The sequence below is a fragment of the Thalassospira sp. HF15 genome (assembly GCF_011806525.1).
Taxonomy (GTDB): domain Bacteria; phylum Pseudomonadota; class Alphaproteobacteria; order Rhodospirillales; family Thalassospiraceae; genus Thalassospira.
The window spans coordinates 285,867-304,468 of sequence record NZ_JAAVKI010000003.1 but is presented as its reverse complement, the minus strand read 5'-3'; the positions used below and the strand labels follow the sequence as shown (position 1 = coordinate 304,468).

General features: G+C 55.4%; 16 protein-coding genes and 1 tRNA gene. 8 read left to right on the top strand and 9 right to left on the bottom strand.

Translation table 11 applies throughout. The features are described from left to right. The first annotated feature begins 44 nt into the window (after positions 1–44). The 5 genes from HED22_RS07985 (at position 45) to HED22_RS07965 (ending at position 5,549) form a co-directional block, all read left to right on the top strand. Entirely contained in the window at positions 45–464 is a 420-nt protein-coding gene (locus HED22_RS07985) for a cyclic nucleotide-binding domain-containing protein (protein WP_167720924.1), read from the top strand. A 190-nt stretch (positions 465–654) separates the two neighbouring features. After that, the gene (gene thrC / locus HED22_RS07980) at positions 655–2,052 is read left to right on the top strand and encodes a threonine synthase (protein WP_167720922.1); all 1,398 of its coding nucleotides are present in this window, start codon (positions 655–657) and stop codon (positions 2,050–2,052) included. A gap of 47 nt (positions 2,053–2,099) precedes the next feature. Continuing rightward, positions 2,100–3,359 (top strand): pitrilysin family protein, encoded by a 1,260-nt coding sequence (locus tag HED22_RS07975; protein WP_167720920.1) that lies wholly within the window; start codon positions 2,100–2,102, stop codon positions 3,357–3,359. Positions 3,360–3,477: 118 nt separating this feature from the next. Beyond that, positions 3,478–4,401 (top strand): ROK family protein, encoded by a 924-nt coding sequence (locus tag HED22_RS07970; protein ID WP_167720918.1) that lies wholly within the window; start codon positions 3,478–3,480, stop codon positions 4,399–4,401. Between the two features lie 176 nt (positions 4,402–4,577). Then, positions 4,578–5,549 carry a sensor domain-containing diguanylate cyclase gene (locus HED22_RS07965; RefSeq protein WP_167720916.1) on the top strand — a complete coding sequence of 324 codons (972 nt, stop codon included), beginning with the start codon at positions 4,578–4,580 and terminating at the stop codon, positions 5,547–5,549. 95 nt (positions 5,550–5,644) lie between these two features. Here the strand turns inward: HED22_RS07965 and HED22_RS07960 are convergent. The 5 genes from HED22_RS07960 to HED22_RS07940 all read right to left on the bottom strand — a co-directional run bounded on the left by HED22_RS07960 (position 5,645) and on the right by HED22_RS07940 (position 11,089). Further along, positions 5,645–5,719 (bottom strand) — tRNA-Gln (locus HED22_RS07960). A gap of 78 nt (positions 5,720–5,797) precedes the next feature. After that, on the bottom strand, positions 5,798–6,727 hold the full coding sequence (locus HED22_RS07955; RefSeq protein ID WP_167720914.1) for a 4-(cytidine 5'-diphospho)-2-C-methyl-D-erythritol kinase: 930 nt from the start codon (positions 6,725–6,727) through the stop codon (positions 5,798–5,800). Positions 6,728–6,748: 21 nt separating this feature from the next. Continuing rightward, on the bottom strand, positions 6,749–8,464 hold the full coding sequence (locus HED22_RS07950) for a tetratricopeptide repeat protein (RefSeq protein ID WP_167720912.1): 1,716 nt from the start codon (positions 8,462–8,464) through the stop codon (positions 6,749–6,751). A 196-nt stretch (positions 8,465–8,660) separates the two neighbouring features. Beyond that, the gene (locus HED22_RS07945) at positions 8,661–9,284 is read right to left on the bottom strand and encodes a DJ-1/PfpI family protein (RefSeq protein ID WP_167720910.1); all 624 of its coding nucleotides are present in this window, start codon (positions 9,282–9,284) and stop codon (positions 8,661–8,663) included. Between the two features lie 167 nt (positions 9,285–9,451). Further along, positions 9,452–11,089: an electron transfer flavoprotein-ubiquinone oxidoreductase gene (locus HED22_RS07940; protein ID WP_167720908.1), complete on the bottom strand. Its 1,638-nt coding sequence runs from the start codon at positions 11,087–11,089 to the stop codon at positions 9,452–9,454. A gap of 273 nt (positions 11,090–11,362) precedes the next feature. Between HED22_RS07940 and HED22_RS07935 the strand changes: the two genes are divergently transcribed. The 3 genes from HED22_RS07935 to HED22_RS07925 all read left to right on the top strand — a co-directional run bounded on the left by HED22_RS07935 (position 11,363) and on the right by HED22_RS07925 (position 14,646). Further along, on the top strand, positions 11,363–12,256 hold the full coding sequence (locus HED22_RS07935) for a uracil-DNA glycosylase family protein (RefSeq protein ID WP_167720906.1): 894 nt from the start codon (positions 11,363–11,365) through the stop codon (positions 12,254–12,256). Between the two features lie 232 nt (positions 12,257–12,488). Then, on the top strand, positions 12,489–14,342 hold the full coding sequence (locus HED22_RS07930) for a lytic transglycosylase domain-containing protein (RefSeq protein ID WP_167720903.1): 1,854 nt from the start codon (positions 12,489–12,491) through the stop codon (positions 14,340–14,342). 16 nt (positions 14,343–14,358) lie between these two features. After that, a complete protein-coding gene (locus tag HED22_RS07925) occupies positions 14,359–14,646 on the top strand; it encodes a hypothetical protein (RefSeq protein ID WP_167720901.1) in 288 nt (95 codons plus the stop codon). Positions 14,647–14,648: 2 nt separating this feature from the next. Here HED22_RS07925 and HED22_RS07920 read toward each other — a convergent pair whose 3' ends face one another. The 4 genes from HED22_RS07920 to HED22_RS07905 are packed head-to-tail and all read right to left on the bottom strand — an operon-like array spanning position 14,649 to position 18,496. Continuing rightward, the gene (locus HED22_RS07920) at positions 14,649–15,356 is read right to left on the bottom strand and encodes a cytochrome C biogenesis protein CcmI (protein WP_167720899.1); all 708 of its coding nucleotides are present in this window, start codon (positions 15,354–15,356) and stop codon (positions 14,649–14,651) included. Positions 15,357–15,402: 46 nt separating this feature from the next. After that, positions 15,403–15,903, bottom strand: a complete 501-nt coding sequence (locus tag HED22_RS07915) for a cytochrome c-type biogenesis protein (protein WP_167720897.1) — start codon at positions 15,901–15,903, stop codon at positions 15,403–15,405. Further along, entirely contained in the window at positions 15,900–16,436 is a 537-nt protein-coding gene (locus tag HED22_RS07910; protein WP_167720895.1) for a DsbE family thiol:disulfide interchange protein, read from the bottom strand. The genes HED22_RS07915 and HED22_RS07910 overlap by 4 nt, the downstream gene beginning before the upstream one ends. After that, positions 16,433–18,496: a heme lyase CcmF/NrfE family subunit gene (locus HED22_RS07905; protein WP_167720893.1), complete on the bottom strand. Its 2,064-nt coding sequence runs from the start codon at positions 18,494–18,496 to the stop codon at positions 16,433–16,435. The genes HED22_RS07910 and HED22_RS07905 overlap by 4 nt, the downstream gene beginning before the upstream one ends. Between the last annotated feature and the right edge of the window lie 106 nt (positions 18,497–18,602).

Here is an 18,602-nt window from a genome sequence, read left to right as displayed (position 1 = left end):
TCGGGATATAATTCCGGCTAATTTTATATGGGCGCTGCAAACAGATGGGCATTACCGACGGCAACAAGAAGGTCATGGACCGACAGGTCTTTGCCATTGATCAGGTCATTTTTCGCGAAGGAAAGCCTGGTAACGCCGCCTATGTCGTGCAGGAAGGCAAGGTTGAAATCTACAAGACGCTGAGCGAAGGCAAAGAAGTCATCTTGGGCACCATTGATGCCGGTGGGTTGTTTGGCGAGCTTGCCCTTGTGGATAATAAGCCGCGCATGGCGTCCGCGCGTGCCAAGGAACGTACTGTTCTGATCGCGATCAACCGTCAAACGTTTGAAAAGAAAATGTCGGGCTCTGACCGCTTCATCAAGGCAGTGCTGCGAATCCTTCTGGGCAACTACCGCACGGTTGTACGCCGTGCAGCCCTTGCTGAGGCCAAGCTCAAGGAACATGACATCCCCCTGGACGGCTAAGCCGTGCCGCATGATCACAGCGGCACCCTGCCTGGATCGTGCTTTAGGCTTGATGCGTGCCAGATCTGCTTTATTGACCCTTGACTATAGCGGCGCAAACCCTCACTAAATCAGGCCTTGCCGTGTTTTTGGGGCGAACTGTCCCCTGAATGCACGGAACCGGTATTTGCCTTATGCAGGAGCAGGTCTAGTGCGCTATGTCAGCACGCGGGGAAGCGCCCCCGTTTTGCAGTTCGATGAAGTTCTTCTTGCCGGTCTGGCCCGTGACGGGGGGCTTTATGTTCCCGAAACATGGCCGACCTTTTCCAAGGACGATATTCGTGCCCTGCGAACTCTGACCTATGCGGAAGTTGCCTTCAAGGTGATCCAGCCGTTTGTGGCGGGAACCGTTGATGACGATGCCCTTAAGGCCATTCTCGAAGACACTTATCAGGGCTTTGATCACGAAGCGGTTGCGCCGCTTAAGCAGCTTGGTCCGAATGACTGGGTCATGGAGCTGTTCCACGGTCCGACCCTTGCGTTCAAGGATTACGCGCTTCAGGTGGTCGGGCGTCTGTTTGACCATGTGCTGGCCAAACGCGGCGAGCGGATTACGATTGTTGGTGCGACATCTGGTGATACTGGATCGGCCGCGATCGAGGCCTGCCGTGATCGCGAAAATATCGACATCTTTATTTTGCATCCGAAGGGCCGCGTTTCCGAAGTGCAGCGCCGCCAGATGACGACGATCCTGTCGGACAACGTGCATAACGTTGCCGTCGAGGGATCGTTTGATGATTGTCAGGATCTGGTCAAGGCGCTGTTCAATGATCATGGCTTCCGCGATGAAGTGGGTTTGTCGGCCGTTAACTCGATCAACTGGGCGCGCATCATGTGCCAGATCGCCTATTATTTCTGGGCGGGTGTGCAGCTTGGGTCGCCGGAACGCGAAATTTCCTTCTCTGTGCCGTCGGGCAACTTTGGTAATGTCTATGCCGGTTTTGCCGCGATGCAGATGGGCCTTCCGATCAAGCAGTTTGTGGTTGGTGCCAACCGCAATGACATTCTGGCCCGTTTCTTTGAGACCGGCGTCATGAAGATGGAAGGCGTTGAACCGTCGCTGAGCCCGTCGATGGATATTCAGGTCAGCTCGAATTTTGAACGTCTGATGTTTGATCTTTATGACCGTGATGGTCTGGCGATTGCCGAAATGCTGACCTCGTTCCGCGAAACCGGGGTGATGGAAATGTCGCAGGGCCAGTTTGGCCGGGCGCGCGAACATTTCGATGGCTATCGCCTTGATGACGCAGAAACCAAGGCCGCGATCAAGGATGTGCTGGCAACCAGTGGCGAACTGGTCGATCCGCATTCCGTGATCGGCATTGTTTCGGGGCGTCAGTGCAATCGTGACAAATCGGTACCGATGGTGGCACTGGCAACAGCGCACCCGGCGAAATTCCCGGATGCGGTCAAGCAGGCGTCGGGTATCTATCCAGACTTGCCGCCGCGTCTTTCTGATCTATATGACCGGCCTGAGAAGGTCGAACCGATGTCCAATGATGTGGCTGCTTTGATGGCGCATGTTCGCAAAAACCGACGTGCCGCCTGAAGGCCTGCCATGCTTGGATCTGAAATACGAAACAGGAGTAATGCTATATGACAGTCGAGCTCACTCGGCTTGACAATGGAATGATTGTCGCAACCGACCGCCTTGATCATGTGCAGTCGGTGGCCTTGGGCACTTGGGTAAATGTTGGTGCGCGTAACGAAACGCCTGACATCAACGGCATTTCCCATATGCTTGAACATATGGCGTTCAAGGGAACGCGGCGTCGTTCTGCATTGCAGATTTCCGAGGAAATCGAAGCAGTCGGCGGGCAGATGAATGCCTATACGTCGCGCGAAAATACGGCCTATTACTGCAAGGTCCTGCACGAAGACCAGGAACTGGCGATTGATGTGATTGCCGATATTCTGCAGCACTCAACGTTGGACGCGAAGGAACTCGAACGCGAACGTCAGGTGATCTTGCAGGAAATCGGGCAGGCCAACGATACGCCAGATGACATCATTTTCGACTATTTTCAGGAAACCGCCCTGCCAAATCAGGCGCTTGGGCGTTCGATCCTTGGCAGCCCTGAAAATGTATCGTCGTTGAACCGGGATCATTTGTTCGATTTCATGTCACGGCGCTATAGCCCGAAAAACATGGTGTTTTCTGCATCTGGCAAGGTCGAACATCAGCGCGTTGTCGATATGGTTTCGGAAAAGTTTGATAGCCTTCCGGCACATGAAGAACACGCGATCGAGCCCCTGAAATATGAAGGCGGCAGCCGGATTGAAAACCGCAAGCTTGAACAGGTCCATGTGATCATGGGACTGCCGACCGTGTCCTACACCGATGAAAGCTTCTATGACCTGCAGGTGTTCAACACCCTTCTGGGTGGTGGCATGTCATCGCGTCTGTTCCAGGAAATCCGCGAAAAGCGCGGACTGGTTTACTCGGTCTATAGCTTCTCATCGCACTATGTTGATGGTGGTCTGTTCTCGATCTATGCCGGGACCGGTGCCAATGACATCGCTGAACTGATGCCGGTAATGTGTGATGAACTGGTGCGTGCCACCGACGATGTGACCGAAGAAGAGGTCACGCGCGCTCGGGCGCAGCTTAAGGCATCTGTGGTCATGGCGATGGAAAGCAATTCCGGTCGCTGTGAAACGCTTGCCCGTCAGATCCAGATTTTCGGCAAGCCGCAAACAATGGAAGAAATCGTCGAGAAAATCGACGGTGTCGACCTTGAAAGCGTGCGTCGCTCGGGTAAGGCTCTTCTTGATGGCAAGCCGACGATTACCGCACTTGGTCCTGTCGATCAGATGCCGACATATGACGATGTGGCGGCACGCCTGCGCAGCTAACGCCCGGGTTTTGATGCTTTATTAACGGCACTTGTCTGACCTGGCAGGTGCCGTTTCTTTTTGCGGCTGTGCCCCGCCTAGTGTATCCCGATAACAGTCAGGATAGGAAACGTGCAGCATGCAATATGCCTTTGACATAGGTGGATCGAACATTGAGTTCGGTGTTTTTGATGCGGATGGGGTGGTTGTGCTTCATCGCAAAGCATCGACACCGCGTGAAGATCGCGACGCCTTTGTCGAAACACTGTCGGCATTCGTGCGTGAGGCTGATGTGCAATTTGGCAAATCGCCGGATATCGGCATCAGCCTTGCCGGTGGGATTGATCCGAAAACCGGCGCTGTGATTTCGGCCAATATTCCCGCGATCAAGGATTGGCCGATTGCGGAAGCACTTTCCGATATTCTGGGCCGTTCGGTTCTTGTTGAAAATGATGCCGACTGTTTTGCGTTGGCGGAGGCCTCAACGGGTGCAGCCAAAGAGGCCCGCACCGTGTTTGCGATCATCCTCGGCACCGGGGTTGGCGGCGGCATTGTCTTTGATGGACAGTTTGTTGGCGGCAAGAGTGGCATACGCGGGGAATGGGGGCACGGAAATGATGTCACCGGGACCCTGATCCGGCATGGTCTTTCCCCCGTTGTGTGCGGCTGCGGACGTGTAGGGTGTCTGGATGTCTGGGGGGGAGCCCGGGGTCTTGAACGTATTTATGCACAAATCCATGGTGCGAAACTTGCCAGTAACGACATTACCGCGGCTTGGCAGGCAGGGGATACTAGTGCAGCACCCGTAATCGACATTTATTGTGATCTGGTTGCCCGCGAACTGGCACTGATGGTCAATGTCCTTGATCCGGATTGCGTCCCGGTCGGTGGGGGGCTGGCGTCAGAGGCGGCCCTGATTGCAGAGATTGACCAACGCGTCCGAAAACAGGTTCTGGGACGATATGATGCACCACTGGTGGTTCCGGGGGCCTATGCGCGTGACGGTGGCCTGCGTGGGGCAGCATTGCTTCATCAGATGCCGGGGCGCCCGAAATCGGACTAACTTGCCCGGTCATATCAGAAAATTGTTATCCAAGCAGAAGAATAGCCTATGCGTTGGTATGTGAAGGGTTTAGAATTTACCTTTCGCGACCAAGGGTTTTAATTGTCGCAGTATAACAAGGCTTTATGACCGGATTCTCGGAGTAAAACCGTGCCGGTCAAGTAATGGGAAACATCATGACGACCGAGTTTGAGACCGATCATCAGGCAGAAATGGCCAAAATGTTCGAACAGCGTGTTGAGGCGATCCTGAGGCTTGGTATCGAGCAGTTTGGTCTGCCCATCGGTATCTTCAGTGCCATTGGTGAAGAGACCTATGAAATTCGACAGGTCTTCCACCCGGAAAATGCCCTGACCCCGGGGATGGCGTTCGATCTCGATGATACATTCTGCAGTCATGTGATTTCGGCCAGCAAGGTCTCTGCCTTCCACGATGTCAGAGAAAGCGAACTCGCTGATCACCCTGCTGGTGAAAAGTTCGGTTTTGCCGCCTATCTCGGTGCGCCGATTGTGGTCGAGGGCGAGTGCATCGGAACGCTTGCATTCGGCAGCCCGAGCCCGGTTGCGGCCTTTGCCAAGCATGACATTGATCTGGTGCAGCTGTTTGCTGACTCAATTGGTCAGACGGTTGCCCATATCCATGATCGCAAGGCACTTGAGCAGGCCAAAAAGGATATTGAACGCTCGGCCAATACCGATCCGCTGACGGGGCTTTATAACCGTCGCTATATGGAAACTGTGCTGCGCACCGAACTTGAACGTTCAAATCGCTATGGCAATTCAGTCGTCGCCGGGATGGTTTATTTCGACAACCTCAAGAACCTGAATGAAAGTTTTGGCTATGATGCCGGTGACGCCGCGCTGAAACTGTTTGCAAAGGTGGCATCGGAAATGATGCGCGAAACCGATGTGATCGCGCGTTGGAGCGACAAGGAATTCATCATCCTGATGCCCGAAACCGGGGCAGCGGGCGCATTGAACTACCTGCAGCGCCTGACAGATCGCGTGGGTGCGGAGGATTTCCAGGCCGGTAGCGAGCATCCGAGACTGACACTCAGCGTCGGGCTTGGCATTGCTGAGAAGGGCGATACGCTTGATAAACTGGTCTCGCGCACAAGCATCGCCATGCACCAGTCAAAGCAATCCTGACCTCGATAACAGGGCGCGCGCTTCCGCGTGTCGCCAAGCCGTGAAACACGGAAAAAAGAAAACCGCTTTGAGGAAAACCTCAAAGCGGTTTGTCTTGGCTGGGGCGGTAGGATTCGAACCTACGATACACGATACCAAAAACCGATGCCTTACCACTTGGCCACGCCCCATCAGCGTGCGTGGCGCGGAAAATAGCGCTCTCATGCAAAGAGCGCAACCCTCTATTTGAAGGTTTTTTTGTCCCGCGCTCAGTCCGGGAAGGCAGCCCCCATCTCGGCCTGTTCCCGGGTCTTCTCGGTCAGGATATGGGTGGGCGATATCCACCAGTCCGGGTTCTGTGCGGCAATGGCATGGGCGGCGCGTTCGGCCTGTTCAGTTGTGTCGTAAATACCAAAGCAGGTCGCACCACTGCCCGACATTCTGGCAAGCAGGCATCCCTCTTCGCGGGCCAATGCATTCATCACATCGCAAATTTCCGGAAGGATGCCCGTGGCAGGCAGTGTCAGGTCATTGCCGCATTCCGAAAGTGCGTCGGCAAGGGCGGCACCACTTTGAAAGACTTGCTTCGTATCCCACGCATTGGCGTCACTAAAGCCTTCATCAGCACGGGCCTTGAATATCTCGGGCGTTGAAACCGCCTTGCCCGAATTGATCAGGACCACTGGTACGGGCGGCAGGTCAGGGATTTCAGTGATCTCTTCACCGATCCCCGACATCACGCAGGTTTTGCCATGCAGGCACACCGGGACATCCGCACCCAGCGACAAGGCGATGCGCGATAAAATGTCCCCATCAAGGTCAAGTTTCCACATTTCGCACAACAAGCGGATTGCCGCGGCGGCATCGGCCGATCCGCCGCCAATGCCCGATGCAACCGGCAGGCGCTTATCAAGGATCAGGTCGGCACCCTGTTTGGTCCCGCTGGCGTCCTGAAGCATTCGTGCGGCCCGTATGACGAGGTTGTCATTGGTGTCATCAAGGGAAAGATTGGCGGCCATCGGCCCGGTAATGGACAGGGTGACTTTGCCATCATCGCGCAATTCACCCTTAAGCACATCGCCGGTCGCGGTGAAGCAAACCAGACTTTCAAGCAGGTGATAGCCGTCATCACGTTTGCCGGTGACGTGCAGGAACAGGTTAACCTTGGCAGGTGCCTGCTGGCGATAGGTCGCAGACATGAACGTTTCTTCCCAATTGCGTCAGTTTACGACAGTCGGGGCCACACTGGGTACCTGGCCATTGATTTTGGCTTCTACGGTACTGCGCAGGTCTTCGGTCGGATTGAATGACAGGGCGCGGTGCCACTGGAAACGGGCTTCGTGATAGCGCCCGATCTGCCAATAGGCATCCCCCAGATGATCATTGATGGTCGGATCGTCGGGTTTCAGTTCGACGGCCTTTTCAAGCTGTTCAACCGCGTCATCAAAGCGGCCCAGCTTGTAGTAGACCCAGCCGAGGCTGTCGACGATATAGCCATCATCAGGCTGCAATTCGACAGCACGCTTGAGCATGTCTTCGGCCTGATCAAAATTCATGCCCATATCAACCCAGCTATAGCCGAGATAGTTCAGCACATAGGGCTGTTCCGGTTCGATTTCGAGCGCCTGAAGGAAATCTGCCTCGGCCTTGGCCCAGTCACCGGCGCGTTCATGCGCAATGCCCCGACGATAGAGCAGACGCCAGCCAACCTGGGTCTTGCCACCCAGACGTTCGATGGCCTTGTCATAGGCATCGGCAGCCGGGCTATATTCCTGCTGAATGCGCAGGATATCTCCAAGCTGGATCAGGGCATCGGGACGGTCCCGGCGTTCACTGACCATGTCTTCAAGGATATCAATCGCCTCGTCGGCACGGCCGATCTGCTCAAGACTGGAAGCGGTGCGCAGCCGCGCATTCCAGCTGTGTGGCGAGGACACCGGAATGGCGCTATAGACATCAATCGCTGTTTCAAAGCGGTTCTGGATTTCCATGACTTCGCCGACCAGAAGACGGGTAATGTCATCATCAGGGCGCAGTGACAGCGAATAGCGCGCCATCAGCAAGGCTGGATCGACGGCGTTTTCCTGACTGAGCAGCGTTGCGATATCAAGATAGGCTTCTGCCAGACCCTCGGCTGGGGTCAGCATGGTGGCGATCGGCGGTTCTTTGCGCGCCAGTCGTTTCAGATGGAAAGGCATGGCAAGCGATTGCGGATGTCGGTCCATATAGCTTTCATACAGAAGTGATGCCTTTTGAACCTGTCCTTTGCGTTCATAGACCGCGCCAAGGGCCTCGGCGGCGCGGAGCGGTGCATCGGCCGGATCGCCATAGGCACTGGCAAGGGCACGTTCCGCAGCATCAAAATCACCAAAATGCGCCAGGATCAAACCACGATGGTATTCCGAAAGCGGGTTTAGCGATCCATTGCCCTGCATGCCATCAAGGGCAGCCATGGCAGGGGCCTTTTGATCAAGCCCGGTGTAAAGCCACGCCTTTGCCAGCGGGGCAATCAGGGCGTTGATGCCACGTTCGGGCAAGCTTGATACGACATCAAGCGCATCTTGGTAGCGACCTTCGCGAATGGCCGCATCCATCACAGTCAGGGCGGCAAACAGATCCTGATCATTTTCAGATTGCAGCTGTGTGGCGATGTTGACTGCGTCGCTGATGCGCCCGTCGCTGATCAGGGCGAGAAAGGCACGCCGGCGCAGTTCTGCATTGTCGGGATCAAGCTGGTGGGCACGCAAAAGGTATTGGGCCGCAAAGCCGGACTGGCTTTCAAGCTGCGCGGCTTTACCTGCGAGGAAATTACCCGAAAAACCGTTGGATTGCGGATACTCGAAAACGGCATTGTCGCTATTTTGCGGCATGGTGCCACACGCCGAAAGCGCAATAGCCGTCATCGGTATGAGGAGATGTAACAGTTTACGTTTCAAAGGCTTTTCCTGCGTCCGCAATTCGGGTTCGGCAATGCAAAGTTTCATGCATCGCCATAGTGAATTTCGGGATTAGCCTACTCAGTCGGCAATTATAAGGCAAAGCATTTGCAACACGGAACCATACGCAAAGGCCGTCACAATAAAGTAATGATCGGCAAAGCGCCGACAACAGCGGTCAAGAGCTTCATCTTGGCTAGCAGTAAAGCGGGCGCTTTGCCGGGACATCAAGTTGTTTGCCAATAATTTCACGGGCCTGTTTGGCAAATTGCGAGCGCTGGCCAACCGGTGCAACGGTTTCAAGAACGGTGATGGTCTTATCAAGACCAATCGCCTTGGCCAGGAACCAGCCAGCAAGATAGCTTGATGACAGGCAACCACCGCTGGTGACGATGTTGCCTTGCGCGACGAGCGGGCGGTCTTCAATGACCGCGTCTGTGCGCGCAATCAGGGGGCGGGTTTTGCTGTCGGTTGTCACTGTCGCAGGCAGCAGGCCCATGCGATAGAGAAACAGAACGCCCGAACATTGCGCACCAATCAGTTGGCGAGACGGATCAAGTGACAGGTGCTTCATGATGTTTGGATCATTGATGTGATCGCGTGAATGTATGCCACTGCCCAGAAGAACTGCATCTGCATCCTGTGCAAAGGACAGCGGCTTTTGTACGGAGACAGAAACGCCGTTCATCGAGGTGACGGTTTCGCCGGTGCCAACGTTTTCGGCATGCACGCCATCGGCCTTGGCGCGGTTCAGAATCGCCAGCGCAACGAAGCTGTCGAGTTCGTTGAAGCCATCGAGTGTCACAATCGCGATTTTCATGTCCATGATGCCTGCGCGTTAAAAAGGGCGGCCATTGAACGCACAGATTGAAGATGAAACAAGTAAAAACTTATATGCGGCCTGGGCGATCGGAAAATCAATCATCAGACCAAAAGAAAAAGGCCCGCAGTGAGCGGGCCTTTTTGTATGAGGAAAGCCAACAAGGCTTACATATTCGGGTAGTTCGGGCCACCGCCACCTTCGGGCACGACCCAAACGATGTTCTGGGTCGGGTCCTTGATGTCGCAGGTTTTGCAATGCACGCAGTTCTGGGCATTGATCTGCAGGCGGTTCCCGCCATTTTCTTCATCTTCGACGAATTCATAAACACCTGCCGGGCAGAACCGGGCTTCGGGCCCGTCATAGACGGCAAGGTTGGTGTTTACCGGAACACTGTCATCTTTCAGCGTCAGATGGATCGGCTGGTCTTCACTGTGGTTGGTGTTTGACAGGAAGACCGATGACAGCTTGTCGAAGCTGACTTTGCCATCCGGTTTCGGGTAGTCGATCTTCGGCATTTCTGCGGCTGGCTTCAGGCAGGAATGGTCTTCGTGGTTTTTGAAGGTCCAAGGTGCCTTGCCGCCGAACAGATAGGTATCAACTGCACTATAAGCCAAGCCACCCCAGAAGCCCCATTTGGCAAAGCTTGGGCGGATGTTGCGGACCTTGTGCAGTTCCGGATAGACCCAGCTGTCCTTAAGGCGCTGCGGATAACTGTCCATCTGTGCCGGGACTTCATCCTTGGTCAGGGCTTCAAAGGCAGCCTCGGCCGCCAGCATGCCGGTCTTCATCGCAGTGTGCGAACCCTTGATCTTCGGCACGTTCATGAAGCCTGCCGAACACCCGATCAGGCACCCACCCGGGAAAACTAGATCCGGGATCGACTGGAAGCCGCCTTCGTTCAGCGCACGTGCGCCATAGGAAATGCGACGGCCGTTTTCGAAAATCTTGCGAATTTTCGGATGCGTCTTGAAACGCTGGAATTCCTCAAACGGGCTGAGATGCGGGTTTTCGTAATCAAGTCCGATGACGAAACCGACAACCACCTGATTGTTATCCAGATGATACAGGAACGATCCACCATAGGTGTCCTTGTCAAGCGGCCAGCCAACAGTATGCTGGATCAGGCCTTCCTTGTGGACTTCCGGATCGACTTCCCAGAGTTCCTTGATGCCGATGCCATAGGTTTGCGGATCGGAATTCTTGCGCAGATCAAATTTCCTGATCAGCTGTTCGGACAGCGAACCACGGCAACCTTCGGCAAAGAAGGTGTATTTGGCATGCAGTTCCATACCCGGTTCATGGTTCGGACCCGGCGTGCCATCACGCTGCAGGCCCATATCACCCGTGGCGATCCCCTTGACCGAACCATCGTCGTTAAACAGAACTTCGGCAGCGGCAAAGCCCGGATAAACTTCAACACCCAGTGCTTCGGCCTGCTCGCCCAGCCAGCGGCAGACATTGCCAAGGCTGACGATATAGTTGCCTTTGTTGTGCATTTGCGGCGGCGTCGGCATCTTTTGGGCGCCGGTTTCGCTCAGCATCAGGAACTGGTCTTCGCCGGCAGGCACGTTTAGCGGTGCGCCGCGTTCTTTCCAGTCCGGGAAAAGTTCATTGATCGAGCGCGGCTCCATCACAGCACCCGACAGGGTATGTGCGCCGACCTCGGAACCTTTTTCGACCACACAGACGGTGATCTCTTTTTCCTGTTCCTGGGCGAGTTGCATCAGCTTGATGGCCGCTGACAGACCGGATACACCGGCGCCAACAACGACCACGTCAAATTCCATGGATTCCCGTTCCATTTGGCCTCTCTCCTTTGGCTGGCGGCCTTATCGAACTGTTTCCGTTCGTTGGCCGTGAGCCGGTATTCACCGTTCAGGGTCTCGCCCAAGCCCTGAATTCTCTGATAAATCTCTATGAATACAGCTATACCGATCATGGGATCGGTTGACAATCCATAGTCACAAGCGGTGTCGCGTTTGTACTCTGGCACAAAGGACCCAAAATCGTATAAGGTCCTCCCAAGCAGTGCCCGCGATCCCGATTGCGGTGCAACATACATCGCCTTTGTGTAGATGAGCAAACCAATTACAGACTTTGATGTAAATAATCTCGACGCGTTCGAGGCTCTTGTATGGCAATTTGAAATGGGCGCGGACGAGGCCATCGCTGACGAACCGCTTGACCGTTTCAAGGCGTCGGAAAGCCTGCGGCAAAATGCGGCCAACCGGCAAGGATTTGGCGCGAATGGCCGTCCGGGGGCGCAAGGCCGGGCCAGCGCTTCTGCACGTCCAGCGCAGGCAGCAAGACCCAGCGGTCCGGCAGCGATTCCTGCGGGCGCAGATGGCGGTTTCCTGCTGTCTGATACGCCGCACGAGGCCCGCCAATCCGCACGTGATGCGGCGGCCGCGGCAAACAGTCTGGATGAGCTTAAGGCCGCCATCGAAAAGTTCGAAGGATGCGCACTTAAGAAGTCGGCCAGCAATACGGTGTTTGGCACCGGTAATGTTGAGGCCAATATTGTGTTGGTCGGCGAAGCGCCCGGTGCCGAAGAGGACCGTCAGGGATTGCCGTTTGTCGGGCCGAGTGGAAAATTGCTTGATGCAATGCTGCGGTCCATCGGCTTGGCCCGCGAAGAGGTCTATATCACCAATATCCTGCCATGGCGGCCCCCGGGGAACCGTCAGCCGACCACAGCCGAGGTCGCGGTGTGCGAACCGTTCATTCGCCGTCACCTTGAGCTGATTGGTCCGAAGGTCGTTGTCTGTCTCGGCGGCAGTTCGGCCAAAACACTGATGGAAGAAGATCGTGGCATTACGCGTTTGCGCGGTACATGGAAGGAAGTTTCCTTTGCTGATGGCAAAAAGGCCGAGCTGACCGCGATGTTCCATCCGGCCTATCTTCTCAGAACGCCGGAACAGAAACGCCTTGCTTGGCGTGACTTGCGCGCGATCTCACAAAAGCTTTAAGGAATTGGCGATAATCTCGGTGTATGCATGGGAGATATGCATGCATTTGGAGTGCTTTGTGCGACATGCGCCAAGTGATTGATTCCAGATAAATGATTTCGCGGTTTGGCTGATTCCTGTTATAAGGATCGCCGTTGCACAAGGGGGAACACCGACGGCAACGGGTTGCGAGACCAAACTGCTTCGGGATAAACACGCGGCTTGAAAACAAGCCTCGTTGGGGAAACTGATTTTGATCGAAGCAATAAGAACACGCCTGCCGGGTGTAAAAAGCACCCTGAGGCAGGGACTCTTCTTCGCGTTTCTTGGCACCATGACGGTCATGGGTGCCGCGTCACCTGCTGCTGCCAGCATGCAGGAACAGGCAGCTCTTGGCAGCCCGGTTTTGGATGACGCGCTTTCGACCGCGATCCCCAAACCACTTTCCGATCGTGACGCCGAACTTTACGAACAGATTTTTGCCGTTCAGGAGCAAGGTCGCTGGGACGATGCCGACCGCCTGATTTCGCGCCTGTCCGATGATGTCCTGATGGGGCACGTGATGGCGCAGCGTTATCTTCATCCGACGGCGTATCGGTCACGTTACAAGGAATTGAAGGGCTGGCTTGCCAAATATGCCGATCATCCGCAGGCACCGCGCATTTATAAACTTGCGCTGAAACGTCGCGGCACGGCAAACTATCCGAAGAAGCCGGTTGGCAGCTATGTTTCCGGTGCGGGATATGATTACGAAAACATCACGCCCTATTACCACAAGTCGACCAAGAAGCTGTCATCGAAACAGCGTTCGCGCGTTTCGACCCTGAAGCGTCGTATTCGCCATCGTATTGGCAATGGTTGGCCGACCGGGGCGCTTGAAGTTCTCAACAGTGACGAAGCACAGCGTATTTTTGATGCCTACGAGCAGGACCATGCCAAGGCAGCGATTGCGTCGGGTTACTATTACTTTGGCAAACCGGACCTTGCGCTGAAATATGCCGGTGAAGCGGCAAAGCGTTCGGGCAAGCATCTGCCCCAGGCGCATTGGACAGCCGGATTGACCGCGTGGCGGCTGGGCAAAATGGATGAGTCGCACGCCCATTTCGCAGCACTAAGCACCAATAAATACGCATCCAGCTGGACCAGAACGGCAGGGGCCTTTTGGGCAGCGCGCATTGATCTGGCAGCTGGCCGGTTTGATGAAGCTGATGTCATGTTGAACCGTGCGGCGGAGTATCCGCGGTCATTCTATGGTCAGTTGGCAATGCGTGCGCTGGGCCGTGATGATGTCTTTGACTGGGACAGCCTTGAGCTTGATGAAAACCGTGCCAACAAGCTGAAGCTTGATCCGCATGGCCGTCGTGCTCTTTCGTTGTTGCAGGTTGGGCAGCGCGATGAGGCAGAACGCGAACTGCGTAAGGCTGCGGCCAAGGATGATGATTCGCTTCGTCGTGCTGTTTTGGCCCTGACCGATACCGCCAACTTTGCATCACTTACCATGCGTCTTGGCAGCTATATCGCACAAAAGACCGGTGATGTGTTTGTAAACGCGTTGTATCCCGTCCCGCCATGGGCACCGGAAGGTGGTTATGAAGTTGACCGCGCAGTGATCTATGCCTTCATGCGTCAGGAATCGGGTTTCAACACCGATGCGCGTAGCCATGCCGGTGCGCGTGGTTTGATGCAGCTGATGCCGGCCACTGCAAGCTATATCGGCAATACCCGTTATCGCGGAGCCAAACGCGCAGAGCTTTATCAGCCGGAAGTCAACCTGTCGCTTGGACAGAAATATGTCGATCATCTGCTTGAGCAGAATGGTGTGGATAATGGCTTCTTGCAGTTGATGGCAGCTTATAACGGTGGCATTGGCAATCTTGGTCGCTGGCAGAAGGCGCTTAAGGACAATGTCGATCCGCTATATTTCATCGAAAGCATTCCGTCGCGCGAAACCCGTTTGTTCATCGAACGCGTGATGGCGAACCTTTGGATGTATCGTTCACGCTTTGGTCAGGAAACACCGTCGCTGGATCTTCTGGCGGCGGGCGAGTGGCCAACCTATCAGCCGCAGGATCAGGATACGGATCGCGGCCTGACGGCGCAGCGTTAAGCAACACTTACTTGCGATGACAGCCAAAAACGGCGACACCCCGCACAAGCATCCCTCAAATCACAAGGACCGTCACCCGGATCAGGGGACGGTCCTTGATCGTATCAAGATGCCGCCCATGAGCGGTGAAGAAGCGCTGCGCCGGTTTGGCGAGGGGCATGCGTCACAAACAGGTTCTGAAAACGCCCCTCAGTCCGGGGAGCTTGAAAGCCTTCATCCCATCATGAAGCTGCTTGCACTGGGCGGAACATTGTTGCTGATCGTGGCTGTACTGCTTGGCGCGCTTTATCTGTTTGCAGCGTAAGGTTACTGCGCGACATCCTGGTTGGAACGTAGTGCGCTGATTTCGCTTTCGGTGGCATTGCCCAGCGGATCGTCCTTGGGCAGGTCGCGATACAGGTCACTCAGCACACGAAGGGCCTGATCCGGCTTGCCATTTTGTTTTAGCATCATGCCGTAATAGTACCGCGCCAACAGATGGTTGGGCATTTGCCCAAGTGCATGCAGGACAAGGTCGCGTGACGTGCTGTCGATCTGACCGTCTTGGGCGGTAATGCGGGTATCGGCATACTCAATCGCAAGCAAAGGGTTCTCGCCTGACAGGGCATAGGCCTGTGCGAAGGCGGCAACTGCGCGTTCAATGTTGCCCAGTCGCAGCGACCCGCGCGCAAGTGCGACCCAGCCCTGAAGGTTGCGCGGATTCACCTCCAGCGAGACGACAATCTGATTAAGCAATCGCCTGATCTGTTGATCGGTTTTGAAGTCGGGATCGGTGGCGTTGTCAGCAACGGCTGCTGCTGCGGCCAGATTGCGTTCGCCTGCGCGATCTGCATAGGGGCGCGATGGCAGGCCCGGACTGCCCAGCATGGCATAAAGCCCCAATGCCGCCATGACAGGCAGGACGGCAAAGGCCACGCGGCGCACCCGTGATCCGTGCCCTGCTGATTTCGGCAGGCTTGCATAAAGGGCCGCACCGGCCAGAATTGCCAAAACAGTCAAGCCAATCCAGATCACCGGAGACCTCCGATCGGATGGCGATATGTCAGGCGATTAGATTTCATCAGGCTTTGCCGTCGTCTTTTGAAGTGCCAAGAAGCTCGTCAAGACGGTCCTGTTCATCCTTTGACAGGGATGCCGAGGCGCTCGATCCATCGCGTTGCTTACGGCGATAAAACGCAAAAACAGCCAGAAGGGCGAGAACCACCAGAACCACAGGGCTTGCCCAAAGAATATAGGTTTCCGGCTTTAGCGGCGGGTTCAGAAGGACATAGTCGCCGTAGCGCGCCACGATATAGTCGATGACTTCCTGATTGTCATCGCCAGCCACCAGCCGTTCGCGCACCAGAACGCGCAGGTCGCGCGCCAGTTCGGCATCCGAATCGTCAATCGACTGGTTCTGACAGACAAGACAACGCAGTTCCTTGCTGATTTCGCGTGCGCGTTCTTCAAGAACCGGGTTCGACAGCATTTCATCCGGGTTCACCGCAAGTACCGGGTTCGATGCAAGGACGGGTAGAATGACGGCGAAGGCGCCCAACAGGATTTTGAAGCGTCTGATCATCCCTTTATCTCCTCGATTTTCGGCAGCAGAACCTTTTCAAGCACTTCAACGGTGACAGGGCCGACATGCTTGTATCGGATTTGCCCGTTGCCATCGATAATGAAGGTTTCCGGAACGCCATAAACACCAAAATCAATGCCGGTACGACCGGAAAGGTCCATCCCGACCGAGGCATATGGATCACCAAGTTCGGCCAACCATTTGACCCCGTCCCTGGGATCCTTTTCCTTGTAGTTCAGGCCATAGACAGGGACGTTGGCTTCGTGTGACAGCCGTTTGATCAGCGGATGTTCTGCCCGGCACGGGATACACCAGCTTGCAAAGACATTCAGAACCGAGACCTCGCCCTTGGTAAGGTCAGCGCGCGACAGGCCCTTATCCCGACCCGGCAACGGTGGAAGCGAGAATTCCGGTGCCGGTTTGTCGATCAGAACCGATGGCACAACAGAAGAGTCCTTGTCGATATTGAGCAAAAACACTCCGGCCAAGGCGGCAAACAAAACCAGCGGGATTACTGCGATCGAAAATCTCATGAAGCGGGAACTCCAAACTTCTTAAGGCGTAGAATTACGCGCGTGAGGATACTGAAACAGCCACCGATCAGCATCAGTAACATGCCCCCCCAGACCCAGGGCATCATGGGCAAGTAATGAACCGTCACAACCCGGCCGCCATCATCGTCGCGGTCACCAATCGAGACATGCAGATCACCATCACGACCGTGCCAGATATCGGCCTCGCGGGTTTCAACACCACGGATCGGGTAATAGCGGATTTCAGGGAACAGTTCTGCAACAGGGAGGGAATGACGATACAGAATAAAGGTCGCCTGTCGGGTGGCATAGTTCTCACCTGCCAAAAGCGAGACACCTTCATATTGCAGGTTATATGGGCCTGCCTGGATGCTTTGTCCGGCACGCGCAGAAATGACAACCTGTTCTTCCCAGATGCTGCTGGCTGATCCGCCAGCGATCAAGACCGCCAGACCGATATGGGCCAACGTCATGCTGACATAGCGCGGGCCCAGCAATTGCAGATTGCGATATTTGCTTTCGCCATGTTCCGGGTGGCGCCACAATCGGGCCCAAAGATCGCTGAGCGATGCGGTCAGAACCCATCCGGCAAGGCCGATGCCGATCAGTGGGGCCGGTGACAGGTCGATGAACCGGATCGAGACGAACAGGACAGTGATGAGGGACAGGATGGCGGCAAGCTTCATGCGCCGTCCGATCATCCAAATCTCATCCTGACGCCAGCGCAGTGCCGGGGCAAAGGCCATCAGAAACAGCATGGGCAGAACGATGGGGATCAGCACATCGACATAGAAGGGGGCGCCGACCGTGATCGGCTCGCCGGTAATCCATTTCAATACCAGCGGATAGATGGTGCCAATCAGAACCACTGCACCAATCAGTGACAACATGACGCTGTTGAGGAACATCGCACTTTCGCGTGAAATCACCTCGAAGCTGCGGCCGTCACCCATCTGATCGACTGATCGCCAGAACAGGTAATAGGCAAGGCCGAAGACGATACAGAACCCGATCAGAAGCCCGGTACTGTCACTGGGAAGCAATTGCGTTTCAGGCAAGGGGGCAAACAGGTCCGAACGGGTCAGGTACATCCCGAACCAGCCAACAGCAAGAGCCGTGATTCCCAAAAAGGCGGTCCATCCGCGCAGGGTTGCGGTTTTTTCAAGAACCGCCCGGCAATGCAAAAGGGCCGTGGTAAGCAACCATGGCAGAAGCAGGCTGTTTTCCGATGTATCCCAGTACCACCAGCCGCCCCACGCCTGTTCGCTGTAGGAGCGATAAGCATTGATCGCAATTGCAGTACCAAGGCAGACCCAGGATGCAATTGTCCAGGAACGCATTGTCTCTGCAAATTGGCGGTCGATCTTGTGTTCAAGCAATCCGGCCAGTGTCAGGGCAAAGATACCAGCAAGGCCAGCCAGACCGAGATAGAGAAACGGTTCGCGCAGGACTTTAAGCAGGTCCTGACTTTGCGGGCTCATGCCCCGACCATCGAGCGGAGCAACACTGGCGCGCAGGAACGGATCGGCATCAATCAGGGTCACAACACCCAGAATGGCGATCAGAAGTCCCAGAATTGAAAGCGCGTTACGGCCAAAGCGGTCATCGCTGGTTTCTCGGTCTTTGTGGAGCTGGAACGCCATCAAAAGGTTGATCAGCGATAATGCAACAAGCCAAAGCAACATCGCCCCGCCATCCGGGGTAAAGGCCGCCCCGATGCGATACAAAAGCGGTGTGGATGAATGGCTTACATCGCTAACGATGGGCAGGGTGAAGTCGCTGACGATAAAGGCGTTCAGCAATGCCGCCTCGGCCAGAAGGCCAAGCAGAAGGATGGTCGTGGGCAGCAAGTAAAGGTTGGAGGGTTTTGCCACCGTACCGACGTGGTCGGCAGTTTCGTCATCTGGAAAATCGGGCGTACCGGCAGGCGTGGCCTTGGTACCTTGGGGGCTTAGCATGCGCAGAGAGGAGTGCAGCCACAGCGGACTGAACAGGACGGCCTGTCCGATCCCGGTGACCACCATCAGAAGCAGGGCAAAGTGTCCTAATTCTGCAAGCATGTGCGTCTAAGGCTTCCCCAATAAATTCCCCAGCGACCTCTTGCCTGATCTGTCGGGAACGGATCAAGCAGTAATTGGTCGCGGCAATGTTCTTCTTAAGCGTATG